Origin of the sequence: Bradyrhizobium sp. CCGUVB23 (assembly GCF_024199885.1) — a bacterium.
In the GTDB taxonomy this organism is placed as follows: Bacteria; Pseudomonadota; Alphaproteobacteria; order Rhizobiales; family Xanthobacteraceae; genus Bradyrhizobium.
Map to the genome: position 1 here is coordinate 5,806,074 of NZ_JANADQ010000001.1, position 24,656 is coordinate 5,830,729.

The following is a 24,656-nucleotide window of genomic DNA, read 5'->3' on the forward strand; positions in this document are numbered from 1 at the left end:
ATGGCGTTTCTCAGCGTCGAGCAATTAGACGGTCGGGTGACCAGCGCGTCCGGAATCGCGATCGATTTCGTGCGCGACTGGAAGCAGGCCGCGTCGCGCCTGGGTGCGGGCCATCGCACGGCATTCCAGCATGGTGACTGGCTCGCCGCCTGGTACGACGCGTTCCGTAACGTCTCTCCGCTGATCGCCGTGATCTCGGATGACGCGAACGGCGGCGCCATCGCGCTGGTGCCGATGATCAGCCGCAGCAAGGGCGGCGTACGCATCGTCGAGTTCGCCGATCTCGGCGCGTCCGACAACAACGCGCCGATTCTGGCGCCAGGCGCCGCATGCGATGCGGCCGGCGCGCGCGCCATCGGCGATGCGCTGGTCACTGGCTTGCGCGCGTTGCCGGATCGCTTCGATCTGTTGCGGTTGCAGAAGATGCCGGCCTATGTGGGCGGCAAGCCGAACCCGCTCGTGTCGCTCGGTCGCGTCGGATCCTGCTCGCTCAACGGCAATCTGGTGCTGACGGGCGACGATTATTCGGACTACCGCACCTCGATCAAGCGCATGCAACTGCCTCGCTGCTGGCGCGTCTTCAGCCGTCACGCCGGCGCGCGTTTCGAGATCGCGACCGATGTCGATCATGCGCTGATGTTACTCGATGCGATGGACGTCCAGCAGCAGCGGCGCATGAAGCAGCTCGGGCGAAAATTTGTTCTCAGCGACGAGACTCACGCGAAATTCTATCGCGACGTGGTCCGGCAGGGCGTTGCCGAAGGCTATGCGATCGTCTCTGCGCTGGTGTGCGACGAGGGCATCATCGCGACCTCGCTGGGGTTGAGATACGGCGCGACCTACTATCTGCTGCGCATCAGCAATGCCGGTAGGCCGTGGTCGGCCTGCTCGCCGGGTCTGCTCGTGACCGAGCGGACGATGGCGGCCTTGCACCAGCAGGGCGTACGCCGTTTCGATCTCAGCATCGGCAATCACGACTACAAGCGTCGCTTCTGCGCCGTGCCGCTCCCGCTGACAGACGTCAGCGTCGCGTTGTCCTGGCGCGGCGTGCCCTATGCGCTGCGCGATCATGCAGCCCAGGGCCTGCGCCGCCATCCGCGGCTAGCCGCTCTTGCGAACCGCGCGATGGGCAACGCTGCGCGCTAGCCGGGCGCGCTTCACTGTCCCGTGCATTCGGCGCAATGAAGCCGGCCGCGCGCGGCTCGGAAAAGGCCGCGGCAATACCAGCGCCGGGCGAGTGCCTGGACGGGCTTGCGGATAATCTGCGCCATCAGAAGAATTTCGAAGGCCATGCGTTGCTCCTGCACGCTGAGATGGGGCGGCATCCGCAAAAGAGAACGCCGCCCCGAACGCATCAGCCATGCAGCTTGTTCGCGGTCTCCGCGATCACACGTCCTTGATAGCGCGCGCCGGCGAGCTCGTTGGCGCTGGGTTGGCGGCTGCCGTCGCCGCCGGTGATCGTGGTGGCGCCGTAGGGCGCGCCTCCCGTCACTTCGTCCAGCTTCATCTGACCGGCAAAACCGTAATTCAGGCCGACCACGACCATGCCGAAATGCAGGAGGTTGGTGATGATCGAGAACAACGTGGTCTCCTGGCCGCCATGCTGGGTCGCGGTCGAGGAGAAGGCGCCGCCGACCTTGCCATGCAGCGCGCCCTTGGCCCAGAGCCCGCCGGCCTGGTCCAGAAAGTTCGCCATCTGCGAGGACATCCGACCGAAGCGGGTGCCGGTGCCGACGATGATCGCGTCGTAATTCGCGAGGTCCTCGACCTTGGCGACCGGAGCAGCCTGGTCGAGCTTGTAATAGGAGGCCTTGGCGACCTCGGCCGGCACGAGCTCGGGCACGCGCTTGATATCGACGGTGGCGCCTGCCTCGCGCGCGCCTACGGCAACTGCGTTGGCCATCGCTTCGATGTGGCCGTAGGCCGAATAATAGAGGACGAGAACTTTAGCCATGGGTGGTCTCCGTTGTGATCGATGTTGAAAGAAATGCTGGGCCGTCATGCCCGGGCAAAAGCGCGAAGCGCGTCTTCGCGCCAGAAGTCCCGGGCATCGACGTACTTGTTTTCCGTGCAGAGAGGCGTGGATGGCCGGGACATAGGCGAGCGGAAGCGACACCGTCCTACGGACGGCTATGCCCGGCCATGACGGAGAGCGTTGTTACGCCGCGTCGACCAGCACCAGCTCGGAGTCTTCGAGCGCCGTGATCTTCAGGCTCTCCTCGTCGCGAATGGCGGCGCCATCGCGGGCATTGATGCGTAGGCCGTTGATCTCGACTGCGCCGGCGGCCGGCACGAGATAGAGGTGACGCGAGCCTTGCGGCTCGTACTCCGCGCTCTCGCCTGCCTTCAGCGTAGTCGCGAGCACCCGCGCATTGGCGCGGATCGGCAGCGCCTCCTTGTCAGCCTGAAAGCCGCTGGCGATGGTAACGAGCTTGCCGTTGCGGTTTGCCTTCGGAAACGGCTTTGAGCCCCAGGTCGGCTGGCCGCCGCGCCCGACCGGCTCGATCCAGATCTGGAAGATCTTGGTCTTCGTCGGCTCGAGATTGTACTCGGAGTGGCGGATGCCGCTTCCCGCGCTCATCACCTGCACGTCGCCGGCTTCAGTGCGGCCCTTGTTGCCAAGGCTGTCCTGATGGGTGATCGCGCCTTCGCGCACATAGGTGATGATTTCCATGTTGGCGTGGGGATGAGCGGGAAAGCCGGTGTTCGGCGCGATCTCGTCATCGTTCCAGACGCGCAGTGCGCCGTGGCCCATGTTTTCGGGATCGTAATGGCCAGCGAAGGAGAAATGATGCTTCGCCTTGAGCCAGCCGTGATCGGCGCCGCCGAGCTTTGCGAAAGGTCTGAGTTCGATCATGTTCGTGATTCCTTGCTTGAATTTGTCTAGGTCCGGATCACGCGCCGAAGCCGCCATCGACGTTGAGCACGGTGCCGGTAACGAAGGAAGCTTCCGGGCTCGCCAGGAAGACGACGCCGGCTGCGACTTCCTCGGGCTGGCCGAAGCGCTGCAGCGCGTGCTGCTTGCGCTGGGTCTCGGCGAACTCGCCGCCGTCCTTCGGATTCATGTCGGTGTCGATCGAGCCGGGCTGCACCACGTTGACGGTGATGCCCCGCGGACCGAGATCGCGGGCCGCGCCCTTGGTGTAGCCGACCACTGCGGCCTTGGTGGCGACGTAGTCGGCAAGACCGGGGAACGAGGCGCGGTCGGCGAGCATCGAGCCGACGGTGACGATGCGGCCGCCTTCACCCATCAATTGCGAAGCGGTGCGGATCGCCGCGATCACGCCGTGCACGTTGACGGCATCTAGGCGCGCCAGTGCCGCGGTGTCGGCCTTGGGATCGTCGATGGCGCCGCCGGCGGCGACGCCGGCATTATTGACGAGGATGTCGAGACGGCCGAATTCCCTGGCGACGTCGTTGACAAGCTTTTCGACGTCGCCGACCGAGGCCTGGTCGGCCTTGAAGGCACGCGCCTTCACGCCCTTGGTCTTCAGTTCGGCGACCACGGCTTCGGCCTTGTCGGGCGAAGCGACGTAGCTGATGGCGACGTCGGCACCTTCATGGCGAGAGCGCGGGCGGAGGCCGCGCCGATGCCGCGCGAGCCGCCGGTGACGAGAGCAACCTTTCCTGAGAGCTTCTTGATCATTGGATTTCTCCATTCCCTGAATGTCTGATGACCCCTTGGATATGCTGTCACCTGTGGTATAGAAATAGAAACTGTCGAAACGAATTGTTTCCATAAACGTCACTGACGGGCTGGCACCCATGGCAAAACTTCCGGATTTCGAGGCGCTCGCGATCTTCGCAAAAGTCGTGGAATTACGGTCATTTGCAGCCGCGGCCGGCGAGCTTGCGATGTCGAAGGCGACCGTCTCCAAGGCGGTGACGCGGCTCGAGGAGCGGCTTGGTGCGCGGCTGTTCAATCGCACCTCGCGCCGGCTCGCGCTGACAGACGCCGGCCACAAGCTCGCCGAACGGGCGACGCGTTTGCTGGCCGATGGCGAGGCGGCGGAGAACGAGGCGCTGGCCCAGTCCGTCGCGCCGCGTGGGCTGGTGCGGCTCGCCGTGCCCATGACCTTCGGCGTGAAGGCGGTCGCGCCCTTGCTGCCGGAGTTCTTCCAGACCTATCCGGAGGTCTCGGTCGATCTGCACCTGAGCGATGCCACCATCGATCTGATCGGTGAGGGCTTTGATGCCGCGCTGCGCATCGCGCGGCTGCCGGATTCCTCGCTGATCGCGCGGCGGCTCTTCACCATGCCGCGCTACACGGTCGCCGCGCCGTCGTATCTCAAGCGCCACGGCCGGCCGACGCATCCGATGCATCTCGCCGAGCACAAATGCTTCAGCTACGCCTATCTCTCCACGCCCAACATCTGGCACTACACCAACAGTGCGGGCGAGCAGGCGAGCGTTCGTCCCGCAGGGCAGTTGCGCGTCAACAATGGCGAGGCGGTAATGCCGGCGCTGCTCGCCGGGCTCGGCATTGCCGATCTTCCCGAGTTCATCGTCGGTGAGGCCATCGCATCCGGCGAGGTAGAGGTGATCCTGAAGGACTGGAAGCAGGCCGAAGGCGCCGTGCATCTCGTCACCCCACCCGGCGGCCCGCGCCCCGCGCGCGTCGAGGTGCTTGCCGAGTTTCTCGCGGCAAAATTGCCGGGCACATGCAGGCGGCAGACGAAGAAGCGCGCGAAGGTGGGCTAGCTGGTAGAGAGAGTACGCTGCTCCCATAACCTCGTCATTGCGAGCGCAGCGAAGCAATCCAGTGTCTTTCCGCGGTGGGGTTCTGGATTGCTTCGCTGCGCTCGCAATGACGTTGTGGAAGTAGGTGGAGCTAGGACAACTTCATCCCATCCCTGACAACCACGCGCAGATTCGGTTTCAGCGTTTCTTCCAGCTGCGCCTTCAGCTCATGCACTCGCGGATCGCTCGAGCGCGCGGTGCAGGCTGAATATTGATTGACTGATAGCACCAGCGCGCGCCGTGCCTCCGGCGTTCGCGTCAGATCCGGCTTTGCAAGCCGCAGCACAATGTCGGCGAGATTCACCAGCATCTCGTCCAGTGCGCCATCGATCGTGCCAATCTCGTTCATCCCGTGGTCTCCCGCGAATTCAATCACGCGCGGCGGGATCCGTTCCTGCGCTTTGAGATGCAGGGATAACAGTTCGCAAATGTTGCCATCGCTTGGCACCAAATGCACAGATGCGGCACGGTGGTACCTTCGTTCGTGCGCGTCGTCGCGCTACTCTGCTGGAAACAACAAAGACGGGGGAGGGGCTGATTATGAACCGACGCGATCTCTTGCGTGCCGCGGCGCTTGCGCCGCTTGCACAAACAGCGCTGACGCGCGCCGCCTTCGCGCAAAGCTATCCCTCGCGCAACATCACCATGATCGTGCCGTTTCCGGCCGGCGGCCAGGCCGATCTTGCGGCGCGTCCCGTCGCGATGGCGCTGGAGCGCATCCTCGGCAAGTCGGTCATCGTCGACAATCGTGCCGGTGGCGCCGGCGGATCGATCGGCAATGCAGCTGCCGCGCGCGCCGAGCCGGATGGTTACACGCTTCTGATGACATTGTCCTCGCTCGCGGTGCTGCCGGAAGCGGACCGGCTGTTCAACCGGCCGGCCGCCTATGAGGTCTCGCAGTTCACGCCGATCGCGCGCGTGCTTGCCGATCCGACGCTGCTCGCAGTGCCGGCGTCGGCGCCGTGGAAGACCGTGCAGGAATTCGTCGACGACGCGAAGAAGCATCCCGGGCAGATCACCTACGGCTCGTCGGGGCCTTACGGCACGCTGCACGTTGCGATGGAGATGTTTGCCGTCAGCGCCGACATCAAGCTGCTGCATGTGCCATTCCGCGGCGCAGGTCCCGCACTGACCGCGATCCTCAGTGGTACCGTGCAGGCGATCGCGGCGGCGCCCGGCACGCTGAAGCCGCAGGTCGACGACGGCAAGCTGCGCGTTCTCGGCAATTGCGGCGCGCAACGCATCGCAAGCTTCCCCGACGTGCCGACTTTCCAGGAGCTCGGCTACAAGGACGTCGAGATGTATATCTGGGCAGGCCTGTTCGGGCAGAGCGCGCTTCCGGCACCGATCGTCGGCCGTTTGCGCGAGGCGATGGGGCAGGTGATGAAGAGCCCGGATGTCCTCAAGACATTCGAAGCCGCGGGCAGTCTCGTCGCCTATCAGGACGCGCCGGAGTTTTCGCAGTTCGTCGCGACCGACAGCGCGCGGCTGATCGCGGCGGTCAGGAAGATCGGCAGGGTGGAATAGGTTCCGTTGCTGCTTTCACATTTTGTTGTTGGTCCAGAACCTTCGCGCGCCTCATTGATTGAGGAGCGTTTGAGAGAAAATGAGAAGGATCGGGACATGCGAACAGGGCCGATTGCGCTCGGTGTGGCGCTTGCGATCGGCGGTACGGTCGCCGCGAGCGCCGTCTCTGCCGAGGAATATCGCGGCACCATGGAACAACAGATGGCCTGCACGCCGGATGTCTGGCGCCTGTGCAGCGACCAGATCCCCGACGTGAACCGCATCGTCGCCTGCCTGCGGCAGAACACGCCGCAGCTTTCGAGCGGATGCCGCGCAGTGTTCGAAGCCAACAACCAGGCGCCGCCGCCGCAAGTGCCGCGTGGCAGGACCGCGCCGCCGCGCTACAACAACGTGCCGCCGGCTCCTGCGGCGCCCCTGCCGCGGCCTTATTACGATGACGACTACTAGCGCGTCTGACGAATAGCGCGGCTTAAGGTCGGTGCTCGCAGACGTCGACCCATTCGGCACTGACCAGCTCGGCCATCCGGTCGGGTGCGATGCGCACCGCGCTGTGGGTTGAGCCCGCGGCCGGCACCACGATGTCGAATGCCTTCAGCGACACGTCGCAATAGATCGGCAGCGGTGCCTTCAGCCCGAACGGGCAGACGCCGCCGACCTCGTGGCCGGTGATGTCGGCGACCTCTTCGAGCCCCAGCATCTTCGGCTTGCCGCCGAACTGCGCCTTCACCTTCTTGTTGTCCATGCGCGAGGTGCCGCTCGCGACGATCAGGATGACGCGCTCGCCGATCCGCAAGGACAGCGTCTTGGCGATGCGGCCGGGCTCGACGCCATAGGCCTCGGCGGCAAGCGGCACCGTCGCGGAGCTGATCGGCGATTCGATGACGGTGATGTCGGGAGCTTTCTCGGCGAAGAAGTCGCGAACGGATTGAATGCTCATAGGCGGGTGGCAATCTCGGGCAGTTCGGAAAGTGAGCGGACGCGGTGATCCGGCGCAAGGCCCAGCTCGTCGATCTGGGTCCGGATCGCCTTGAACATCGTCAGCGGTGCCACGAGATCGCTCTCGACGCAAGCCAGTGCCATGGCTTCCGGTGTCACCCGCTCGATCCAGGCGACGTTCAGTCCGAACGCCTTGGCGCCCGCGACGTCCCACGGATTTGAGGAGATGAACAGCACCTCGTCGGGCCGCGTGCCGAGCACCTCGCCGATCAGCGCATAGGCTTGCGGGCTCGGCTTGAAGACCTTCTTCGCATCGACGCTGATCGTGGCATCGAGCAGATGATCAAGGCCCGAATTGTGTACGAGCGCATTGAGCATGTCCGGGCTGCCATTGGAGAGGATGGCCAGTTTTCGCGGCTTCAGCGCTGCAAGCGCGTCGGCCGCATCCGGATAGAGGTCGAGATGCAGATATTTCTCGGTCACGCGCTCGAACGCCTCGCGCTCGTAAGCGAGCCCAAGCACACGCAGCGTATAGGCGAGCGAGTCGCGCGTGACTGCGGCGAAATCCTGGTAGCGCCCCATCAGTGAGCGCAACCAGGTGTATTCGAGCTGCTTGATCCGCCAGACTTGCGTGATGATCTCGCCGTAGCCCGGGAACGCATCTTCGGTGATCTCCGCGACCGACTGGATGTCGTAGAGCGTTCCGTAGGCGTCGAAGACGACGGCTTTGATCGTCACGCTGACCTCTTGGCTAGATCCCCAACAGCTTGCGCGCGTTGGCCTTGAGCACTTTCGGCCGGATCTCGTCGCGGATGTCGATCTTGGCGAAATCGGCCAGCCACCGGTCCGGTGTGATCACCGGCCAGTCCGAGCCGAACAGCATCTTATCCTGAAGGATCGAGTTGATATAGCGCACCAGGATCGGTGGGAAGTATTTCGGCGACCAGCCGGACAGGTCGATATAGACGTTGGGCTTGTGGGTCGCGACCGACAGCGCCTCCTCCTGCCAGGGGAAGGACGGGTGGGCGAGGATGATCTTGAGGTCGGGGAAATCCGCCGCCACGTCATCCATGTACATCGGGTTGGAATATTTCAGCCGCATGCCCATGCCGCCGGGCATGCCTGAGCCGACGCCGGTTTGGCCGGTGTGGAACAGCGCGATCGCGCCGCCATTGTTGATCTCTTCGTAGAGCGGGTATGCCATTCGGTCGTTGGCGTAGAAGCCCTGCATGGTCGGGTGGAATTTGAAGCCGCGGACGCCGTATTCCTCGATCAGCTTGCGCGCCTCGCGCGCGCCCAGCTTGCCCTTGTGCGGGTCGATCGAGACGAAGGGAATGAGGACGTCGAGATGCTCGGAGGCGACCTCGAGCATCTCGTAATTGTTGTAGCGGCGGAAGCCGGTCTCGCGCTCGGCATCGACCGGGAAGATCACGGCGGCGATGTTCTTGGAGCGGTAGTACGCCGCGGTCTCCGGCACGGTCGGCGGATGCTTGTTCGGCGACTTGAAGTATTCCGCCATCTGCGCCTGGAAATCGTCATAGCCGTCGTCGGGGTGGCAGCCGCAGGGTTCCTCGGCGTGGGTGTGGATGTCGATCGCGACGACGTCGTCGATATTGGGCAGCTTCAGCTTGGGCATTGGTTTCCTCCCGACGGGTTGCCAAATTGATTATATCATATAACGAATTTGGCAAGGCTCGGCCGAAACGAGCCGCAGCCGGCAAATTGGACAGATCGGGCCGATCCGGCCGCTTTCCTACTTTGCATGGGGTTGTTTTCAAGAATTTGGTGGTTCGGAACGGGGCAGTTAACATTGACATCACCTCCTCCCATGCCTTAAGAACCGCCCCGTCCCGGGCGGTCGGTCCGCCAGCGGGAAAAATCTCATTTTGCCACATTCGCGCGTGCCGAAACGGTAGTGCCGAACACGGCCTTTCGAACGTTCAGGATTCTGCCATGAAGGTCCGTAACTCGCTGAAATCGCTGCGCGGTCGCCACCGTGCCAACCGCCTGGTCCGCCGCAAGGGCCGGGTCTATGTGATCAACAAGGTGCAGCGCCGCTTCAAGGCTCGTCAGGGCTGAGTTCCCTGCCGAGGGCCTTCGCGCCCCCGCAAGACCACGGTCTCACACGACTTTGACGCCGTCCTTGCTATGCAAGGGCGGCTTTGCGCGTTTACACTTTCACCATGGCAGTGAGATTCTTGTCCGCGCATTTCCTCCGTCTGGCCGCCTTGCTGGTCGCGCTGACGGTCGTCACCCCCGCTTTCGCGCAGGATGATCCAACCGGTCCGCCCGTGAAGCAGAAGAAGCTTCCCGAGGCGCCGGCCAAGCTGCCCAAGGTCGACCGCACCAAGAATCTCGATTTCCTGTTCGGTGCGCTGAAGGCCGCGCCCGATGATGTCAGCGCCAAGCATGTCGAGGCGCGGATCTGGGCGATCTGGCTGCAGACCCCCAGCGATACGGCGGCACTGCTGATGACACGGGCCAAGGCGGCCGTGGACGCTCAGAAGGTCGACGTCGCGATCAAGCTGCTCGATGCCGTCATCAAGCTCCGCCCCGACTATGTCGAGGCCTGGAACCGGCGCGCCACGCTCTATTACATGCAGAACGATTACGGCCGGTCGCTCGCTGACATTCGCGAGGTGTTGATCCGGGAGCCGCGCCATTTCGGCGCACTCGCAGGTCTCGGCATGATCATGCAGGAGATCGGCGACGAGAAGCGCGCGCTCGATGCCTATCGCAAGGCGCTCGCCATCAACCCGCACCTCGATAAGATCCCGGATCAGGTCAAGTCTCTGACCGAGAAGGTCGAAGGGCGGGATATCTAGCCTCAACTCGATGTTGTTTTGAGCGACTGCGGAGCGCGGCCGTTAACCACGCGTCGAGCAGCCTCGCGGCGAGGGGATGTTTTTCCCACGCCGCCGGGATTAGCTGCACGGCAGCTACAATCGGAGCTGTGCGATGAAACGCGTGATCCTTGCGGGGGTGTTGTTGCTGGCGTCCGCAACGGCCTGTCTTGCTGACGGACTGTTCTGGGTGGTGGGCAACCGTGCCACCGGCAAATGCGAGATCGTGACCAGCAATCCCGTCATCATCGGCGACATCTGGTTCGGCGACGGTCCCTACAAGTCCAGGGCCGACGCCAAGCTTGCGAGGTCGACGATCCGTGCCTGTCCGAGGCCCGACCCCGACGAAGACAAGGACGGCGGCAACGCGGACTAGGTTCGCTAGACCATGATCCGGAAAGTGTGAAGCGGGTTTTCCCTCACGACAAACGCGGAACGCGTTTGCGCGAAGATCATGCTCGAACAATAACCTGAAGCGCGATGACGATTCACCCCAATCTCATCGCGCTTTAGTGCAGGATGTGGTCGCCGCGTTCGACGATGCTCCGGTCCGCGGCAGCGGCATAGAGTTTTGCAAGCTCGGCTTCGAGATGCTCGTTGATCAGGAGCAGCGCGCGTACCGCGCCGCGCAGATCACCACTGCAGCTCGCAACGATCTCGTCGATCGCAGCATCTTTTGATCGCAGACTCATCGAAAAAACCTCCAATCCAAAACAGAACAATCTGCCGGTCTTTCCCGCGTTCCTGTGGATTGCGTGGAGGATCGGCGCCCACCCGCGCTTAAGAGGTGGAACCGACCGTGGCGATTATATGGACGTGGCGATGACGGCCGCATGAACTGTCGCGGTTGGCCGCATGCTTTCAGGCGGCCATTGATTTTATTGATATTTTCCAAAGTTGAATTCTATTGATATCCACAGGCCGGGACCGTCAGCGGGACCCAAAGCCCGCGCCCCGAAAAGAAACCGCCGGACCTTGAGACCGTAACTGCCATGTGCCCTGGATCGCCCGGACCATCTCCATGATCGTAGTTTTCGTCGTGACGGCGCTCGTTGCGCTTGTCGCCGTCACGCTGGCCGGTGTTTGGGCCGTCGAGCGCGCCTTCCCGCCAAAGGGCGAGATGATCGAGGTCGCCGGTGCAACGCTGCACGTCGTCGATCTCGGCCCACGCGATGCTGCCTTGCCGATCGTCATGCTGCATGGCGCGAGCTCGAATCTGGAGGTGATGCGGCGTCCGCTCGGCGACCTTCTCGCCGAAAAGCATCGCGTGATCCTGATCGATCGTCCCGGCCATGGCTGGAGCACGCGGGCGCGGCTTAAGGATTCGACGGCCGAGGTGCAGGCGCGGATGGTCGACGAGGCGCTTGCCAGGCTCGGCATCGATCGCGCGGTCTTCGTGGTGCATTCCTGGAGCGGGGCACTCGGTGCGCGGCTTGCGCTCGATCATGCCGATCGTGTCGCAGGTCTCGTCATGCTGGCACCGGTTACCCATCCCTGGCGCGGCGGCGTCGGGCGCTACAATGAGATCATCGCAACGCCCGTGATCGGCCCGCTGCTCGCCTACACCATCACGCTGCCGCTCGGCTATTTGCTTGCAACGCCCGGCGCGCGGAACGTCTTCCTGCCGCAGATGATGCCGGACGGCTTCGTGCAGCATTCCGCGACGCCGCTGCTGCTCCGCCCGCGCGAGTTCATCGCCAATGCCTATGATCTGGTGACGCTGAAGGCGTCGGTGGCCGCGCAAGTCGCGCGCTATGGCGAGATTTCAGTGCCGACCGTGATCATCGCCGGCGAGCCCGACAAAACGGTGTCCACCAATATCCACGCCCGCCCGTTCGCCGCGACCGTGCCGAATGCGAAGCTGATCGTGCGGCCCGATCTCGGCCACATGGTGCAGAATGCGGTGCCGGACCTGGTAAGGACCGAGATCGAGGCGCTGATCGCCGCGATCACGTCCGAGAAGGCGGCCGCCGATTAGCGGCCGCCAAATCTGGCTGCGTTATGCCTCGTCCCGCTACTGCTTGATCTTCCCGTCCTTGTCGAACTGGGAGACGAAGGCCCAGAGATCGTTGATCTCCTTCTCGTTCTTGATGCCGGCGAACGCCATCTTGGTGCCGGGGATCTTGGCCTTCGGATCCTTGATGTATTCCTTGAACACCGCCTCGCCCCAGGTGATGCCGGAATTCTTGTTGGCGTCCGAATAGCTGTAGTCCGGCGCGGTGCCGGACTTGCGGCCGTCGAGGCCGTTGAGCTCCGGTCCGACCTTGTTCTTCGCGCCTTCGCCGATTGCGTGGCAGGCCAGGCACTTGTTGAACGACGTCTTGCCGGCTGCGGCGTCCTGAGCCATCGCTTTGGAAGATATGGCGTTGGATGCTGCGGCAGTCATGGCGAGGGCAACCAGCGCGCCGAAAGTCAGTTTTGTCATAGGATGCTCTTCGTCTCTTCCCGGGGTCAGATTGAGTGTCGTGGTTTTGGCAGGTCCGGTGCAGGTGGACAAGCCGCGAAAGATTGACAGGTTTCGCGATAGCAGACTTGCCCCAGAGAGAACTTGCGCTGCAACAAAGCAATGCGACCTTCGGAGGACCTACCCAAAGACAGCAAGACATGATTGATTTGGCGGGACAATTTTCTCCGTCGGACGAAGGTTTCGTAACATGGCCATCATGATGCCCGCATCCGACCAGGCGGTGCTGGCGCGTCGCAGCGAGATCGTCGCCGCCTTGCGCGCGATCGTTCCCGGTGAAGGTGTGATCGACAATGCCGCCGAGATGCGGGTCTATGAGTCCGACGGGCTGACCGCCTACCGGCAGCCGCCGATGGTCGTGGTGCTTCCCGACACCACCGAGCAGGTCTCGCTTGTCCTGAAATATTGTGCCGAGCACGGTATCAAGGTGGTGCCGCGCGGCTCCGGCACCTCGCTGTCGGGCGGCGCGCTGCCGCTGGAAGACGGCGTGCTCTTGGGGCTGGGCAAGTTCAAGCGCATCCGCGAGATCGATTTCGACAACCGCGTCGTCGTCACGGAGCCCGGCGTCACCAACCTCGCAATCAGCCAGGCGGTCGCGCATGCGGGCTTCTACTACGCGCCCGATCCCTCGTCGCAGATTGCCTGCTCGATCGGCGGCAACGTCGCGGAAAATTCCGGCGGCGTGCACTGCCTGAAATACGGCATGACCACCAACAACGTGCTCGGCTGCGAGATCGTGCTGATGAGCGGCGAGGTCTTGCGCATCGGCGGCAAGGCGGCGGAGAATCCGGGCTACGACCTGATGGGCGTCATCACGGGCTCGGAAGGCCTGCTCGGCGTCATCACCGAGATCACGGTGCGCATCCTGCAAAAGCCGGAGACGGCGCGCGCGCTGATGGTCGGGTTTGCGCAAGTCGAGGCGGCCGGCGAATGCGTGGCGCGGATCATCGGCGCCGGCATCATCCCCGGCGGCATGGAGATGATGGACAAGCCCGCGATCCACGCCGCGGAAGCCTTCGTCCATGCCGGCTATCCACTCGACGTGGAAGCGCTCCTGATCATCGAGCTCGACGGTCCCGGCGTCGAGGTCGACGAGCTGATCAAGCGCGTCGAGACCATCGCGCAGGGCTGCGGCTCGACCACCTGCCAGATCTCGACTTCGGAAGCCGAGCGCAACCTGTTCTGGGCCGGCCGCAAGGCGGCGTTCCCCGCCGTGGGGCGCATCTCGCCCGACTATCTCTGCATGGACGGGACGATTCCGCGCGGCGCGCTGCCGAAGGCGCTGGCCCGCATCCGCGAGCTCTCGGAAAAGTACCGGCTCGGCTGCGCCAACGTGTTCCACGCTGGCGACGGCAATCTGCATCCCCTCATTCTCTACGATGCCAACAAGCCCGGCGAGATCGAGCGCGCCGAGGCGTTCGGCGCCGACATCCTGCGCGCCTGCGTCGAGTTCGGCGGCGTGCTCACCGGCGAGCACGGCGTCGGCATCGAGAAGCGCGATCTGATGGGTGACATGTTCACCGAGATCGACCTCAACCAGCAGCAGCGACTGAAATGCGCCTTCGACGCGCAGGGCCTGCTCAATCCCGGAAAGGTGTTCCCGACGCTGCACCGCTGCGCCGAACTCGGCCGCATGCATGTGCATGCGGGCAAGCTGGCGTTTCCGGACATTCCGCGGTTCTGAGGCCCGGCATGTCGGTCCAGGTGGCGGCATGACGGATATTCCGGTAGGCACGGCAACGACTGCAGCTGCGGGGGCGCACGCCCGGCCGCGGCTCCTGTTCATCGACAACATCCGCTGGTCGATGATCCTGCTCGTGCTGAGCATGCACGCGGCCGACACCTACAGCCCGTTCGGCAATTGGTACTATGTCGATCGGCAGGCAACCGGCTTTGGCACGGCACTGTTCTTCGGCATCTACCAGAGCTTCCTCCAGGCCTTCTTCATGGCGGTGCTGTTCTTCATCGCCGGTTATTTCGCCGCCGCATCCTGCGACCGGAAGGGATTTCTGACTTTCGCTCGCGACCGCTTCGTCCGGCTGGGCCTGCCGACCCTGCTCTACATGTTCGTGATCGGCCCGCTCACGCAGTACTTCCTGTCACGGACCTGGGGACGTGGTGGCTTCGGCCATCAGTGGCTGGTTCATCTCGGAGATGGCGAGGGGCTGTCCGAGACGGGTCCGATGTGGTTCTGCGCCGTCCTGCTCCTGTTCTCGCTTGCCTACGGCCTGATCCGCCTGTCGGGCTGGCAAGAGCGGACGGTCGCGCTACGTTGGCCGATGGTCATCGCCTTCGTGGTGGTCATGGCGGGGGCCACCTTTGCCGTGCGTATCGCCGTGCAGGCCGGCACCTCGGTGCTCAATGTTCACCCCGGCGACCTGCCGCAATATCTCCTGATGTTTGCCGCCGGGGCCTATGGCTATCGCGGCAATTGGATGGCGGGACTTGCCGAGCGCTCCTGTGTGCGCTGGGGAGCGCTGGCGCTCACGCTCTCCGTTCCGCTGTTCGCGACACTGGTGCTGTTTGGCGGCGGCCTCGAGGGCGAGACTGCACTCTATTCTGGCGGCTTCAATCTCGTCAGTGCCGGGAAGTGCCTGTGGGAGGCGCTCGTCTGTGTGGGCATGGGCCTCCTCATGCTGGCCGTCTATCGCCGCCGTTTCGACGTGCAGGGGCCGGTCGCCAAATGGCTCTCGGACAACGCGTTCGGCGTCTACCTGATCCACCCGCCGATCCTGATCGGCTTCGCCATGCTCCTGCACGGGCTACCGCTCTTCGCACTCACGAAGGCGCTCCTGCTGACGATGCTGGCAGCGGTCGGCAGCTTCGCCGTCTCCGCGCTGATCCTGCGGAAGTCGCCGCTGCGCGCGATCATCTAGGCGCGCGCACCGTGCGAGGAGATTCTGACATCAGCGGCTGAGATGCGCTTTCGACGCGCAGGACCTGCTCCTGCACCGCTGCGCCGAGCGTGGTCGCATGCACGTACATGCCGGCAGGCTGGCGTTCCCGTATCTTCCGCGATTTTGAGTGGCGAGAGTCCATCTCGATCTCCTTTTCCGGGACCGTACTCTTCCGGTTTTGACAGCGCTCAATCCAATGTGGTGAAAGCTCGGGAGACATTCTCTCAGTTGCGAATGCGGATTCGTCGATGCGGCAACCCTCGTTGCCAAGGTTGTCGGTCACTCCGTGCCTCAGGACGCAGTTCGCAAAAAGCTAAGGGCCTCGGCGAACAGCCGTGAAACGTTCGTCGGCTCAGACTCGGCGATCAAGGCGCATTGGAGATCCAGTCGTGTTTCGCTTGCAGATCGAACGTTTCATTCGTAGCCGGATTGTGCGCCGCGCGCTGGCGCTCGGGATCATTGCCCTGAGCGGATGGGCGCTGTTGCCGTACGTGACCTATCGAATCGCTCCCTCCGCATTCGTCAATGCCGAACTCGTGCGGGTGACGGCGCCGATCGCGGGTCAGCTCTCGGCCGATCTTCCGCGCAAAGGTGAGTATTTCCAGCGCGCCCGGTTGCTGCCGCTGGTGGAGGCGCGTTCGCCGGATCGACGGCACCTCATGGACCTCGATCAGCAGCTGGCCGTGTCCAGCAAGCGCGCCGAGCTCGCGCGTCGGCAATTGGAGGAAATCGCCGAGCTCGATCGCAAGCTCGGCGAGCGCAGCGAGGTCTATCGTTTCGGAGTGGTCGCGCGCCTTCGCCACGAGATCGGCGAAACGGAAGCTGAAAAGGGCGGCTGCCTCGCCGAAGCCCGGCAACGCAACGACGTCGCGGGCCGGATGGAGAGGCTCGTCAGGCTCGGCATCAGCTCGCAGATCCGCTCCGCCGAGGCGCAGGCTTCGCAGGAAGCGACCACAACGCGGTGCCAGATGGCCGATGAACGCCTCCAGCGCCTCAAGACCGAACTGGAGTCGGCCGAGAAGGGCATCTATCTTCGTGGCGATGCCAATGACGTGCCCTATTCCCAGCAACAGCGCGAGCGGCTTGTTCTCCGCCGCCAGGAACTCGAGACAGAGCTGCTGCAAAACAGCTCACGTTCGGCGCAGCTCGCCGGCGAAGTCGCAGAGGAACGTGCGCGACTTGAGCGTCTCGATCATTACGATCTGACCTTGCCCGCAGCTCACGTGGTCTGGTCGGTCGCAGCCAGTCCCGGCTCGATGGTTACGGAAGGGCAACCGGTATTCGATTTTGCAGACTGCGAGCACCGATTCATCGCGGTCGAACTACCCGAGCGCGATTTCGAGAAAATCAAGGCCGGAGAGGCGGCCGCCGTTCGCCTGATTGGCGGCCGGGAGTGGAAGACAGGCCAGGTCCGGCAAGTCCGCGGTTCGGCAGCGCACGCCGATGATCGGCTGCTGGCGGCGCGGGTGCCGCGACCCGATCCGGGCAGTATTACCGTCGAAATATCGCTTCCGCGCGATGAGACGTCGGCCGACCGCAGTGGCTCCTGCGATATCGGGCGGTTAGCCGAGGTGCGCTTCGAGCGGAGAGCCGACGGCCTGCTTCGATTGGTCAGCGGGAAGCTGAAATGGCTGACCGCGGGCCTCGAGCCTGACCAGCCATTCCTTTGAACGACTGATCGCCGTGCACGCCACAACCCTGCCGCTCTTTCAGTTGTTCGCACCGACGCTGTGCCTGTTCGCGGTGATGTACTTCCTGGCTCCGACCTTGCCGCTTGGTCGCGCCTGGGCGCGCGTTGCGATCTTTGTCACGGTCTGGCTCGTCGTTGCCCGTTACCTCGAATGGCGCATCTTCGCCACGGTGCTGCCGGCAAGCGGCGAGTGGTACGAGGTTGGCTGGATATGGTTCTGTCTCTTCGTCGAGCTCTTGACCTTCACTGACCAGTTTATTCTCTACCTGACGTTCCTTCGCAGAACCGATCGCCGCGGCGAAGCCGATCAGCACGAACGTCGACTGCGTGGTCTGCCGAACGACGCGCTGCCCTCGGTCGATGTCTTCATTCCCACCTACGACGAGCCACTCGAGGTGCTGGAGAAGACCATCACGGGTGCACTGTGCCTGGATTATCCAAACTTCCAGGTCTGGGTTCTGGATGACGGCCGCAGGCCCTGGCTCAGGCAACTCTGCGAGCACAAGGGTGCAGGCTACCTCACGCGCGCCGACCAAGCCAATGCCAAGGCCGGCAATATCAATCACGCGCTGACGAAATCGAATGGCGAGTTTTTCGTGATCTTCGATGCGGACTTCGTTCCGCAGCGCAATTTCCTCATGCGCACGATTGGCTTCTTTGCCGATCCAAGGATCGGGATCGTTCAGATCCCTCACACCTTCTACAACGAGGATCCGATGCAGGCGAATCTCGGCCTGCACAGGGGATTGCCGGACGAGCAGCGGTTCTTCTTCGATTCCATCATGCCGGCCCGCGACGGCTGGGATGGTGCCTTCTGTTGCGGTTCCAACTCCGTCACGCGTCGTGCGGCGCTGCGCTCCGTGGGCGATGCGTTGCCGACCCAGTCCATCACAGAAGACATTCTGCTGACGATGGTGCTGCTGCGCAAAGGGTATATCACACGGTATCTCAGCGAACCGCTTGCGATTGGATTGGCGCCGGAAAGCCTCACAGCCTTCTTCGTGCAAAGGAAACGGTGGGCCCGTGGTGCAATCCAGACCTTGTATCTCGGCGACGGCCCCCTTGGCCCTGGTCTAAGCTTGATGCATCGGCTGCTGTTCTTTCCGACCCATTGGCTCTCGATGGGCCTGCGGGCGCTGATGGTCGTGGTGGTTCCCATCGTGTTCATGTGGACTGGCATCACGCCCGTCATCGACGTTACGCCAGAGTCAGTCTTCTACTATCTGTTCCCCGCGATCCTGGCGCTGAACGGAGGCATCTCCTGCTTTGCGCCACACGAACATTTCCCGCTCGCCGCCCAGGTCTCGGCGACTATCCAGAGCTTCAAGCTTCTCCCGGTTGTGCTCGCGACGCTGCTCAAGCCGAAAGGACATGTGTTCAAGGTAACCCCTAAGGGGACTGCCGCGCGGCGCCTGAGCTACGCCAGCGAAATATTCTGGCCGGCGGCAATCCTCATGGCGCTGACGGTTGTCGGACTTGTCCTGAACACGATCCCCGAATGGCGGGTGATCGATCACCCGGCTGCATTGCCGATGGTCGCCTTCTGGTCCGTGGTCAACGTTGTGGTGCTCTTTTTCGTTTGCATGACCTCTCTCCAGGCGCGCATGCCGCGGGGCGAGGAACGCTTCGTGATCGACGAGCCGATCTTGATCAGGACCGCGACCGGGGAGCGGCTGTCTGGTCGGGTCAAGGATGTCTCTTTGTCCGGCGCCGGCATTCTTCTCGATTGCGATGCCAACTCTCTTCCTGGCCGTGGAGCATCGCTGCACGTCCATGTCGCACAAGTAGGCTGGATCGACGCGAGCGTCATGCAGCAAAGGGGACAATTCGTCGGGGTGCAGTTCGCCTTGCCACCGTCGCTCGAGCGGGACCTGCTGATCCGGAAGCTGTTTACCGGTGCCTTTCTGAGGAAAAACAATGCCGTCGCCTGTTCGGTGAACAGGGCGATGCTCAAGAACATCTGGCTCATGCACACGCCGTTGCCGAGCCTGATCGCAGGCGGCGCGAAACCGGTGCCGCCGGCCGAGCGCCTGCCGGCAGAGAGTCTGGTCATTCGACCCCGACCGCCGGCCGACGATTGGGGACGTCTTGCCGGAGTTCGAAGCGTGCATCCGACAGGTTTCGCCGAACCCGGGATGGGCCGAGTGGCCGGCACGGTGCTCGAGGCCATCGAGCTGACTTGATGCTGTGACCGTTCCCTGCTGTCCGAACGTGCAGGGGTTCCGGGGGAGGAAGCCTCTCTTGACTGATCACCGCAGCGATCTTCGCCAAAGCGGGCGCAATCGCCTTGTGATGTCAGGGCAAGTGATCGCGTGGACCGGCTCGATACGGGCTTGAAGGGCAACTTGAGCACGGTGCGATTGGGGCGCGACAGACGCCCTCCGCGCGATCAACTCGCGGGGCGCCGCTGTTCGATCCCGTGCCGAAATGCGGCGCCCCGAACCTCGCGCGCTCACATCAGCGCGTATTGCTTGCGTTCGCGCTTCGCCAACAGTGGCAGCGCCTGGCCTGCGATGTGGGCCTTGAAATGCGCGCTCTCCTGGTGCGCCTTGAACGCCGCCTCGTCGCGGAACAGCTCATAGAACAGGAACTGCGCCGGATCGTCGGTCGCGCGGCTGATCAGGAACAGTTTGACGCCGGGCTCGCTTTGCGCAGCGGGGAGAAAGTCGCGCAGGATCCCGGCAATCGTGTCGGCCTGCCCCTCCTTGGCTTCCCATTGCGCCACGACCAGAAGGCCGCCGCCGCGGGTCGCTTCGCCGATCGCTCGCTCGTTCATTGCTGGCTGGTTCATGTTGGAACTCCTTGTTTTGCAAGCTCCCGGTCGCACGCGTCATTTTGCGACACTGCGAGGGGACAATTCGACAGATAGCGAAATTTGTACGGAGATGATTCGATATAGACCGAAGTAAGGATGCTGCGCGGAATGGCCGGGCAAGCTGCTTTTCGCGGGTCGGGAGCAGGAGCGTCGTCACCTGCCGCAACGCGTCGAGGCCCGAACTGCCTCGCGACCTCGCCATGCCAAATTTGATTTCCGACGCGAATTTCGCTACCGCCTCTTCCCGTGGATACGCTCAAGGTCAGAGACGCCAAAGACGTCGAAGAGGTGGTGCGCGCGGCAATTGCCAATGAGCAGCCGCTCGAGATCATCGGCCATGGCACGAGGCGCAGCATCGGCCATGTGATGGCGACCAACGCCGTGCTCGACGTCTCCGCGCTGAACGCGGTCACTTCCTATGAGCCCAACGAGCTGATCATCACGCTCCAGGCCGGCGCACCGCTGGCTGACGTGCTGTCGCTGATCGATGCCAAGAACCAGCAATTCGCCTTCGAGCCGATGAACACTGCGCCCCTGCTGGGGACGCCCGGGCTCGGCACCATCGGCGGCATGATCGCGGCGGGTCTCGCCGGGCCGCGCCGCATCAAGGCCGGCGGTGCCCGCGACCATCTGCTCGGCGCGCACGCCGTCTCCGGCTTCGGCGACAGTTTCAAGACCGGCGGCAAGGTGGTGAAGAACGTCACCGGCTACGATCTCTGCAAGCTGCTCGCCGGTTCCTGGGGCACGCTCTCGGTCATGACCGAGGTGACGCTGAAGGTCATGCCGAAGCCGGAGAGCGAGCGGACGCTGCTGCTGCGGGGGCTGGACGATGCGACCGCCAACAAGGCCATGACCGCGGCGCTCGGCTCGCCCTTCGACGTATCGGGCGGGGCGCATCTGCCGAAATCCGCTTTCCGGGAGAGAACCGAAGGGCTCGGCGACATCGCCACTCAGGGCGAGGCACTCACCGTGCTGCGGCTGGAGGGCATCACCGCCTCGGCCACCCACCGCGCCGTTTCGCTGCGCGAGGCGCTCGCGCCATTCGGAACCGCCTCCATCGTGGAGGATGCCGCCTCGGCCGCATTGTGGACTGCGATCCGGGACGTGCTGCCGTTCGCGGCCGATGGCGCGCTTGGCGCCTGGCCCGTGTGGCGGATCGTCTGTCCGCCGGCCTCTGGCGCCGCGGTTGGCCGGCAGCTCGCGCGGGACACCGGCGGCGACGTGATCTACGACTGGGGCGGCGGGCTGATCTGGGCGGCGATGCCGCCGAAGGGCGATGCGCAAGCCGCCATCGTGCGCCAGCGCGCGGAGGCCGTCGGCGGGCACGCCATGCTGGTCCGGGCGCCCGAAGTGGTGCGGCGCAATGTGGACGTGTTCCATCCGCAAGCGCCTGGTGTGGCCGCGCTCAGCGAGCGGGTTCGCGTCAGCTTCGATCCGAAGACCATCCTCAATCGCGGGCGCTTGATGCGGGGCGAGGCATGAAGACCGAATTCTCGCTCACCCAGCTCGCCGATCCCGACATCGCGGAAGCCGACAAGATCCTGCGCGCCTGCGTGCATTGCGGCTTCTGCACCGCGACCTGTCCGACCTACGTGCTGCTCGGCGACGAGCTCGATAGCCCGCGCGGCCGCATCTACCTGATCAAGGAGATGCTGGAGAAGGACCAGGCGCCGACCTCAGAGGTCGTCAAGCATGTCGACCGCTGCCTGTCCTGCCTTGCCTGCATGACCACGTGCCCGTCCGGGGTGAACTACATGCACCTCGTCGACCAGGCCCGGGTCCGGATCGAACAGCGTTACGAGCGGCCGCTTGCCGAGCGGCTGCTGCGCACCGTGCTGGCGTTCGTCCTGCCCGACCCGCAGCGCTTTCGCGTCAGCATGTCGCTGGCGCGGCTTGCCCGGCCGTTCACGGCTTTGCTGCCGACGCCGCGGCCGTCGGCCACCCCTGGCCTCACGCAGCGGATCAAGGCGATGCTGGCGCTTGCGCCGGACCGGCTGCCGGCGCCAGGGCCCGCTGCTGGCAGCGTCTTTGCGCCGCTCGGCAAGCGCCGGGGGCGGGTCGCCCTGCTCCAGGGCTGCGCCCAGCAGGTGCTGGCGCCGCGGATCAACCAGGCTGCCATCAACCTCCTGACCCGCCACGGCATCGAGGTCGTGCTGGTCCGGGACGAACAATGCTGCGGCGCTCTGACCCATCACCTCGGTCGTGACGACGACGCGCTCGCGCGGGCGCGGGCGAACGTCGCGGCCTGGCGTCGCGAGGCGGCAAAGGATGGTCTCGATGCCATCCTGGTGACGACGTCCGGCTGCGGCACGGTCATCAAGGACTACGGCTATCTCCTGCGTGAGGACCGCGACTTCGCGAGCGATGCGGCCAATGTCTCCGCGCTCGCCAAGGACATCACGGAGTATGTCGCGGGCCTTGCGCTTCAGCCGTTGAGGCGACACGACGACATCGTCGTCGCCTATCATTCGGCTTGTTCACTGCAGCACGGGCAGAAAATCACTGCGCTTCCGAAAGAATTGCTTTCCAAGAACGGATTCGTGGTGAAAGATATCCCCGAGAGCCATTTGTGTTGCGGTTCGGCGGGGACCTACAACATTCTCCAGCCCGACCTTGCGGGCAGGTTGCGCGATCGCAAGGTCGCCAACATCGCGAGCGTCAAGCCGGACATGATTGCCGCAGGCAATATCGGCTGCATGGTGCAGATTGCCAGCGGCACATCAGTGCCGGTCGTGCACACGATTGAGCTTCTCGATTGGGCGACGGGCGGTGCGCAGCCGGCATTGAACTAGTCGAATTAAGCTAGCCGACTGCGCCGCGCCCGGAGGTGGACGACTGAAGGCCCGATCGACCATTGGTTCGGCGGCAACAGGAGGATCACGATGGCGAAAGCGAAGAAGAAGAAAAGCAAGAAGGCCAAAAAGGCCAAGAAGGCCGTAGCGGCGAAGAAGAAGACCGCGAAGAAGGCCGGCAAGAAGAAATCGGCCAAGAGGTCGGCGAAGAAATCCGCCAAGAAGGTAGCGAAGAAATCGGCAAAGAAGGCCGCACCGAAGAAGGCAGCCAAGACGGCCGCAAAGAAATCCGCGAAGAAGGCGGCTCCCAAGAAGAGCGCGAAGAAGGCGGCGCCGGCCCCCAAGCCAGCGGCCCCCGTGGAAGCTCCCGCTCCCGAGCCCGCACCGGAGGCGAGCTGGGCGACCCCGTCGTCCACCGGCGACAGCTCGTCGGCTTCGGCCGAAGGGCAGGGCTAGCTCCCACTTTCGTCCTCCAAGACGATCAGCAATCCGGAAGGCCGCGGCGGCGACGCTGCGGCCTTTTTGCATCGACCGAAGCCGAGCCGAATCGCCGGGAAGCCTATTCGTGGCGGCCAAGCCTCAGCTGGGCAATCTCCCCGTAGCATCACGGACGTCAGGTGCACTCGGGTGCGAATAATTGTGTTCGAGATGCAACACACGCCGACAACCTTTCGCGAAATCGCCATAACGCCCAAAAAGTCGGCAGATGCTCGTGTTTTTTGCTTCACCGGCCGATCTCCACGCTCCAGATTGCGGCGGTTACGAGTTTTCAGTCAGGGTCGCATGCCCCGGGGGGCGCCGGGATCGGACTGGCCTTAAGAAGGTGATGGGGAACGAAATGAAAAAAGTGGCTTTGTTGGCAACGGCGCTGGCAATGGTGACGGGTTCGGCTCTGGCGGCAGACATGCCGGTGAAGGCTGTGAAGGCTCCTCCGCCGCCCGCCTTTGACCCCTGGGATGTCGCCTTCGGCGGCGGCATCATGAGCGACTACATCTTCCGCGGCATCACCCAGTCGAACCACAAGCCGTCGGTCACGGCCTATTTCGAGCCGCGCTACAACGTCACCAAGGACCTGCAGCTCTATGTCGGCGTGTCCGGTGAGAGCATCTCCTTCCCGAACCGCGCCGCGGCCGAGATCGACGTCTACGGCGGTATCCGCCCGACCTTCGGCGCATTCGCCTTCGACATCGGCGTCTGGGGCTACCTGTATCCGGGTGGCAGCTGCTTCTTCGGCGCGCCCGGCATCGACTTCGCCGGCAACTTCCAGGGCGCCGAGTGCGCCTCGCAGGCCCTGATCAATGGCAACGTCATCAAGAAGGACCTGAGCTTCTTCGAAGTCTACGGCAAGATGACCTACACGGTGAACGATAACTGGGCGTTCGGCGTCACCGAGTACTACACCCCGAGCTACCTGAACTCGGGCGCCTGGGGCAACTACACCTCGATCACCGGCAAGTACACCGCGCCCAGCACCATCTTCGGCTCGAGCGGCGTCGGCATGTACGTGTCGGGTGAGTTCGGCCGTCAGTGGCTCGGCACCTCCGACAGCTTCTACGGTGTGGCTGCGTTCCCGAACGGCATCAAATATGCCGACTACAACACCTGGAACGTCGGCATCGGCTTCACCTACAAGGTGTTCACGCTGGACCTGCGCTACTCCGACACCAACCTCTCCAAGGGTGACTGTAACGCCTTCACCAGCGACTTCTCGGCCCGCGGCAACATCACCGCCTCCTCCGGTACCTTCGTGACCCCGATCAATCCGTCGGGCGTCGGCTCCAACTGGTGCGGTGCTGCCGGTATCGCCAAGCTGTCGTTCGACCTGACGGCGATGACCAACCTGAAGTAAGTTCTATCCCGAGACTGACTGAAAGGGCGGCGGGGCAACCTGCCGCCCTTTTGCTTTTGGGGGGAACGTGATGGGGAGAGGGGGGCATCACCGCTTCAACAAA

Annotated in this window: 27 protein-coding genes and 1 pseudogene; 16 read left to right on the forward strand and 12 right to left on the reverse strand. The window is 63.8% G+C overall.

Annotated features, from left to right (window positions below):
* Entirely contained in the window at positions 1–1,146 is a 1,146-nt protein-coding gene (locus NLN62_RS26670) for a GNAT family N-acetyltransferase (RefSeq protein ID WP_254110832.1), read from the forward strand.
* Positions 1,147–1,157: 11 nt separating this feature from the next.
* Here NLN62_RS26670 and NLN62_RS53015 read toward each other — a convergent pair whose 3' ends face one another.
* From NLN62_RS53015 to NLN62_RS26685, 4 genes and pseudogenes are all read right to left on the reverse strand, one after another.
* A complete protein-coding gene (locus NLN62_RS53015; protein WP_256575965.1) occupies positions 1,158–1,292 on the reverse strand; it encodes a hypothetical protein in 135 nt (44 codons plus the stop codon).
* A 62-nt stretch (positions 1,293–1,354) separates the two neighbouring features.
* Positions 1,355–1,954, reverse strand: coding sequence for an NAD(P)H:quinone oxidoreductase (gene wrbA / locus NLN62_RS26675; RefSeq protein WP_254110834.1), 600 nt, complete (start codon positions 1,952–1,954; stop codon positions 1,355–1,357).
* 204 nt (positions 1,955–2,158) lie between these two features.
* Positions 2,159–2,857: a pirin family protein gene (locus NLN62_RS26680; protein ID WP_254110836.1), complete on the reverse strand. Its 699-nt coding sequence runs from the start codon at positions 2,855–2,857 to the stop codon at positions 2,159–2,161.
* Positions 2,858–2,894: 37 nt separating this feature from the next.
* Positions 2,895–3,646 (reverse strand): annotated as a pseudogene (locus NLN62_RS26685) (SDR family NAD(P)-dependent oxidoreductase).
* A gap of 119 nt (positions 3,647–3,765) precedes the next feature.
* On the opposite strand from NLN62_RS26685, the gene NLN62_RS26690 reads away from it, so the two are divergent.
* On the forward strand, positions 3,766–4,701 hold the full coding sequence (locus NLN62_RS26690; protein ID WP_027525002.1) for a LysR family transcriptional regulator: 936 nt from the start codon (positions 3,766–3,768) through the stop codon (positions 4,699–4,701).
* A 130-nt stretch (positions 4,702–4,831) separates the two neighbouring features.
* Here NLN62_RS26690 and NLN62_RS26695 read toward each other — a convergent pair whose 3' ends face one another.
* Positions 4,832–5,089: a hypothetical protein gene (locus NLN62_RS26695; RefSeq protein WP_254113714.1), complete on the reverse strand. Its 258-nt coding sequence runs from the start codon at positions 5,087–5,089 to the stop codon at positions 4,832–4,834.
* 191 nt (positions 5,090–5,280) lie between these two features.
* On the opposite strand from NLN62_RS26695, the gene NLN62_RS26700 reads away from it, so the two are divergent.
* Together NLN62_RS26700 and NLN62_RS26705 are read left to right on the forward strand one after the other, a co-directional pair.
* Positions 5,281–6,267 (forward strand): tripartite tricarboxylate transporter substrate binding protein, encoded by a 987-nt coding sequence (locus tag NLN62_RS26700; RefSeq protein ID WP_254110838.1) that lies wholly within the window; start codon positions 5,281–5,283, stop codon positions 6,265–6,267.
* A gap of 96 nt (positions 6,268–6,363) precedes the next feature.
* A complete protein-coding gene (locus NLN62_RS26705; RefSeq protein ID WP_254110840.1) occupies positions 6,364–6,714 on the forward strand; it encodes a hypothetical protein in 351 nt (116 codons plus the stop codon).
* A 22-nt stretch (positions 6,715–6,736) separates the two neighbouring features.
* On the opposite strand, the gene NLN62_RS26710 is transcribed toward NLN62_RS26705, so the two are convergent.
* The 3 genes from NLN62_RS26710 to NLN62_RS26720 are packed head-to-tail and all read right to left on the reverse strand — an operon-like array spanning position 6,737 to position 8,839.
* A complete protein-coding gene (locus tag NLN62_RS26710) occupies positions 6,737–7,204 on the reverse strand; it encodes a YbaK/EbsC family protein (RefSeq protein WP_254110842.1) in 468 nt (155 codons plus the stop codon).
* Entirely contained in the window at positions 7,201–7,941 is a 741-nt protein-coding gene (locus tag NLN62_RS26715) for a haloacid dehalogenase type II (RefSeq protein WP_027525007.1), read from the reverse strand. Before NLN62_RS26715 ends, NLN62_RS26710 begins: the two co-directional genes overlap by 4 nt.
* 13 nt (positions 7,942–7,954) lie before the next feature.
* Entirely contained in the window at positions 7,955–8,839 is an 885-nt protein-coding gene (locus NLN62_RS26720; protein WP_027525008.1) for an amidohydrolase family protein, read from the reverse strand.
* 317 nt (positions 8,840–9,156) lie between these two features.
* Between NLN62_RS26720 and ykgO the strand changes: the two genes are divergently transcribed.
* The 3 genes from ykgO to NLN62_RS26735 all read left to right on the forward strand — a co-directional run bounded on the left by ykgO (position 9,157) and on the right by NLN62_RS26735 (position 10,422).
* Positions 9,157–9,282: a type B 50S ribosomal protein L36 gene (gene ykgO, locus NLN62_RS26725; RefSeq protein WP_006611362.1), complete on the forward strand. Its 126-nt coding sequence runs from the start codon at positions 9,157–9,159 to the stop codon at positions 9,280–9,282.
* Between the two features lie 104 nt (positions 9,283–9,386).
* Positions 9,387–10,028, forward strand: coding sequence for a tetratricopeptide repeat protein (locus tag NLN62_RS26730; protein WP_254110844.1), 642 nt, complete (start codon positions 9,387–9,389; stop codon positions 10,026–10,028).
* A gap of 133 nt (positions 10,029–10,161) precedes the next feature.
* Positions 10,162–10,422, forward strand: a complete 261-nt coding sequence (locus NLN62_RS26735) for a hypothetical protein (protein WP_027525010.1) — start codon at positions 10,162–10,164, stop codon at positions 10,420–10,422.
* 133 nt (positions 10,423–10,555) lie between these two features.
* Here NLN62_RS26735 and NLN62_RS26740 read toward each other — a convergent pair whose 3' ends face one another.
* Positions 10,556–10,738 (reverse strand): hypothetical protein, encoded by a 183-nt coding sequence (locus tag NLN62_RS26740; protein ID WP_027525011.1) that lies wholly within the window; start codon positions 10,736–10,738, stop codon positions 10,556–10,558.
* A gap of 329 nt (positions 10,739–11,067) precedes the next feature.
* On the opposite strand from NLN62_RS26740, the gene NLN62_RS26745 reads away from it, so the two are divergent.
* Complete coding sequence (locus NLN62_RS26745) at positions 11,068–12,024, forward strand: alpha/beta fold hydrolase (protein ID WP_027525012.1); 957 nt, start codon at positions 11,068–11,070, stop codon at positions 12,022–12,024.
* 36 nt (positions 12,025–12,060) lie between these two features.
* Here NLN62_RS26745 and cycA read toward each other — a convergent pair whose 3' ends face one another.
* The gene (gene cycA / locus NLN62_RS26750) at positions 12,061–12,471 is read right to left on the reverse strand and encodes a cytochrome c-550 CycA (protein WP_027525013.1); all 411 of its coding nucleotides are present in this window, start codon (positions 12,469–12,471) and stop codon (positions 12,061–12,063) included.
* Positions 12,472–12,700: 229 nt separating this feature from the next.
* Between cycA and NLN62_RS26755 the strand changes: the two genes are divergently transcribed.
* Positions 12,701–14,194 carry an FAD-linked oxidase C-terminal domain-containing protein gene (locus NLN62_RS26755; protein WP_027525014.1) on the forward strand — a complete coding sequence of 498 codons (1,494 nt, stop codon included), beginning with the start codon at positions 12,701–12,703 and terminating at the stop codon, positions 14,192–14,194.
* 28 nt (positions 14,195–14,222) lie between these two features.
* The gene (locus NLN62_RS26760) at positions 14,223–15,386 is read left to right on the forward strand and encodes an acyltransferase (protein WP_254110846.1); all 1,164 of its coding nucleotides are present in this window, start codon (positions 14,223–14,225) and stop codon (positions 15,384–15,386) included.
* Here NLN62_RS26760 and NLN62_RS26765 read toward each other — a convergent pair.
* Positions 15,379–15,690, reverse strand: coding sequence for a hypothetical protein (locus tag NLN62_RS26765; RefSeq protein WP_254110848.1), 312 nt, complete (start codon positions 15,688–15,690; stop codon positions 15,379–15,381). The two genes, NLN62_RS26760 and NLN62_RS26765, sit on opposite strands and share 8 nt — an antisense overlap.
* Positions 15,691–15,796: 106 nt before the next feature.
* On the opposite strand from NLN62_RS26765, the gene NLN62_RS26770 reads away from it, so the two are divergent.
* Positions 15,797–17,077, forward strand: a complete 1,281-nt coding sequence (locus NLN62_RS26770) for an HlyD family efflux transporter periplasmic adaptor subunit (protein ID WP_245288101.1) — start codon at positions 15,797–15,799, stop codon at positions 17,075–17,077.
* A gap of 13 nt (positions 17,078–17,090) precedes the next feature.
* Positions 17,091–19,280: a glycosyltransferase family 2 protein gene (locus NLN62_RS26775; protein ID WP_254110850.1), complete on the forward strand. Its 2,190-nt coding sequence runs from the start codon at positions 17,091–17,093 to the stop codon at positions 19,278–19,280.
* Positions 19,281–19,549: 269 nt separating this feature from the next.
* Here the strand turns inward: NLN62_RS26775 and NLN62_RS26780 are convergent, their stop codons facing one another.
* Positions 19,550–19,888 (reverse strand): putative quinol monooxygenase, encoded by a 339-nt coding sequence (locus NLN62_RS26780; protein ID WP_254110851.1) that lies wholly within the window; start codon positions 19,886–19,888, stop codon positions 19,550–19,552.
* A gap of 270 nt (positions 19,889–20,158) precedes the next feature.
* Here NLN62_RS26780 and NLN62_RS26785 point away from each other — a divergent pair, with 270 nt between their 5' ends.
* The 4 genes from NLN62_RS26785 (at position 20,159) to NLN62_RS26800 (ending at position 24,553) form a co-directional block, all read left to right on the forward strand.
* Positions 20,159–21,394 carry an FAD-binding protein gene (locus NLN62_RS26785; RefSeq protein WP_027525019.1) on the forward strand — a complete coding sequence of 412 codons (1,236 nt, stop codon included), beginning with the start codon at positions 20,159–20,161 and terminating at the stop codon, positions 21,392–21,394.
* Positions 21,391–22,704 (forward strand): glycolate oxidase subunit GlcF, encoded by a 1,314-nt coding sequence (gene glcF, locus NLN62_RS26790; protein ID WP_027525020.1) that lies wholly within the window; start codon positions 21,391–21,393, stop codon positions 22,702–22,704. The genes NLN62_RS26785 and glcF overlap by 4 nt, the downstream gene beginning before the upstream one ends.
* A gap of 90 nt (positions 22,705–22,794) precedes the next feature.
* Positions 22,795–23,160, forward strand: coding sequence for a hypothetical protein (locus NLN62_RS26795; RefSeq protein WP_035663387.1), 366 nt, complete (start codon positions 22,795–22,797; stop codon positions 23,158–23,160).
* 382 nt (positions 23,161–23,542) lie between these two features.
* Complete coding sequence (locus tag NLN62_RS26800; RefSeq protein WP_027525021.1) at positions 23,543–24,553, forward strand: TorF family putative porin; 1,011 nt, start codon at positions 23,543–23,545, stop codon at positions 24,551–24,553.
* Positions 24,554–24,656: the final 103 nt, after the last annotated feature.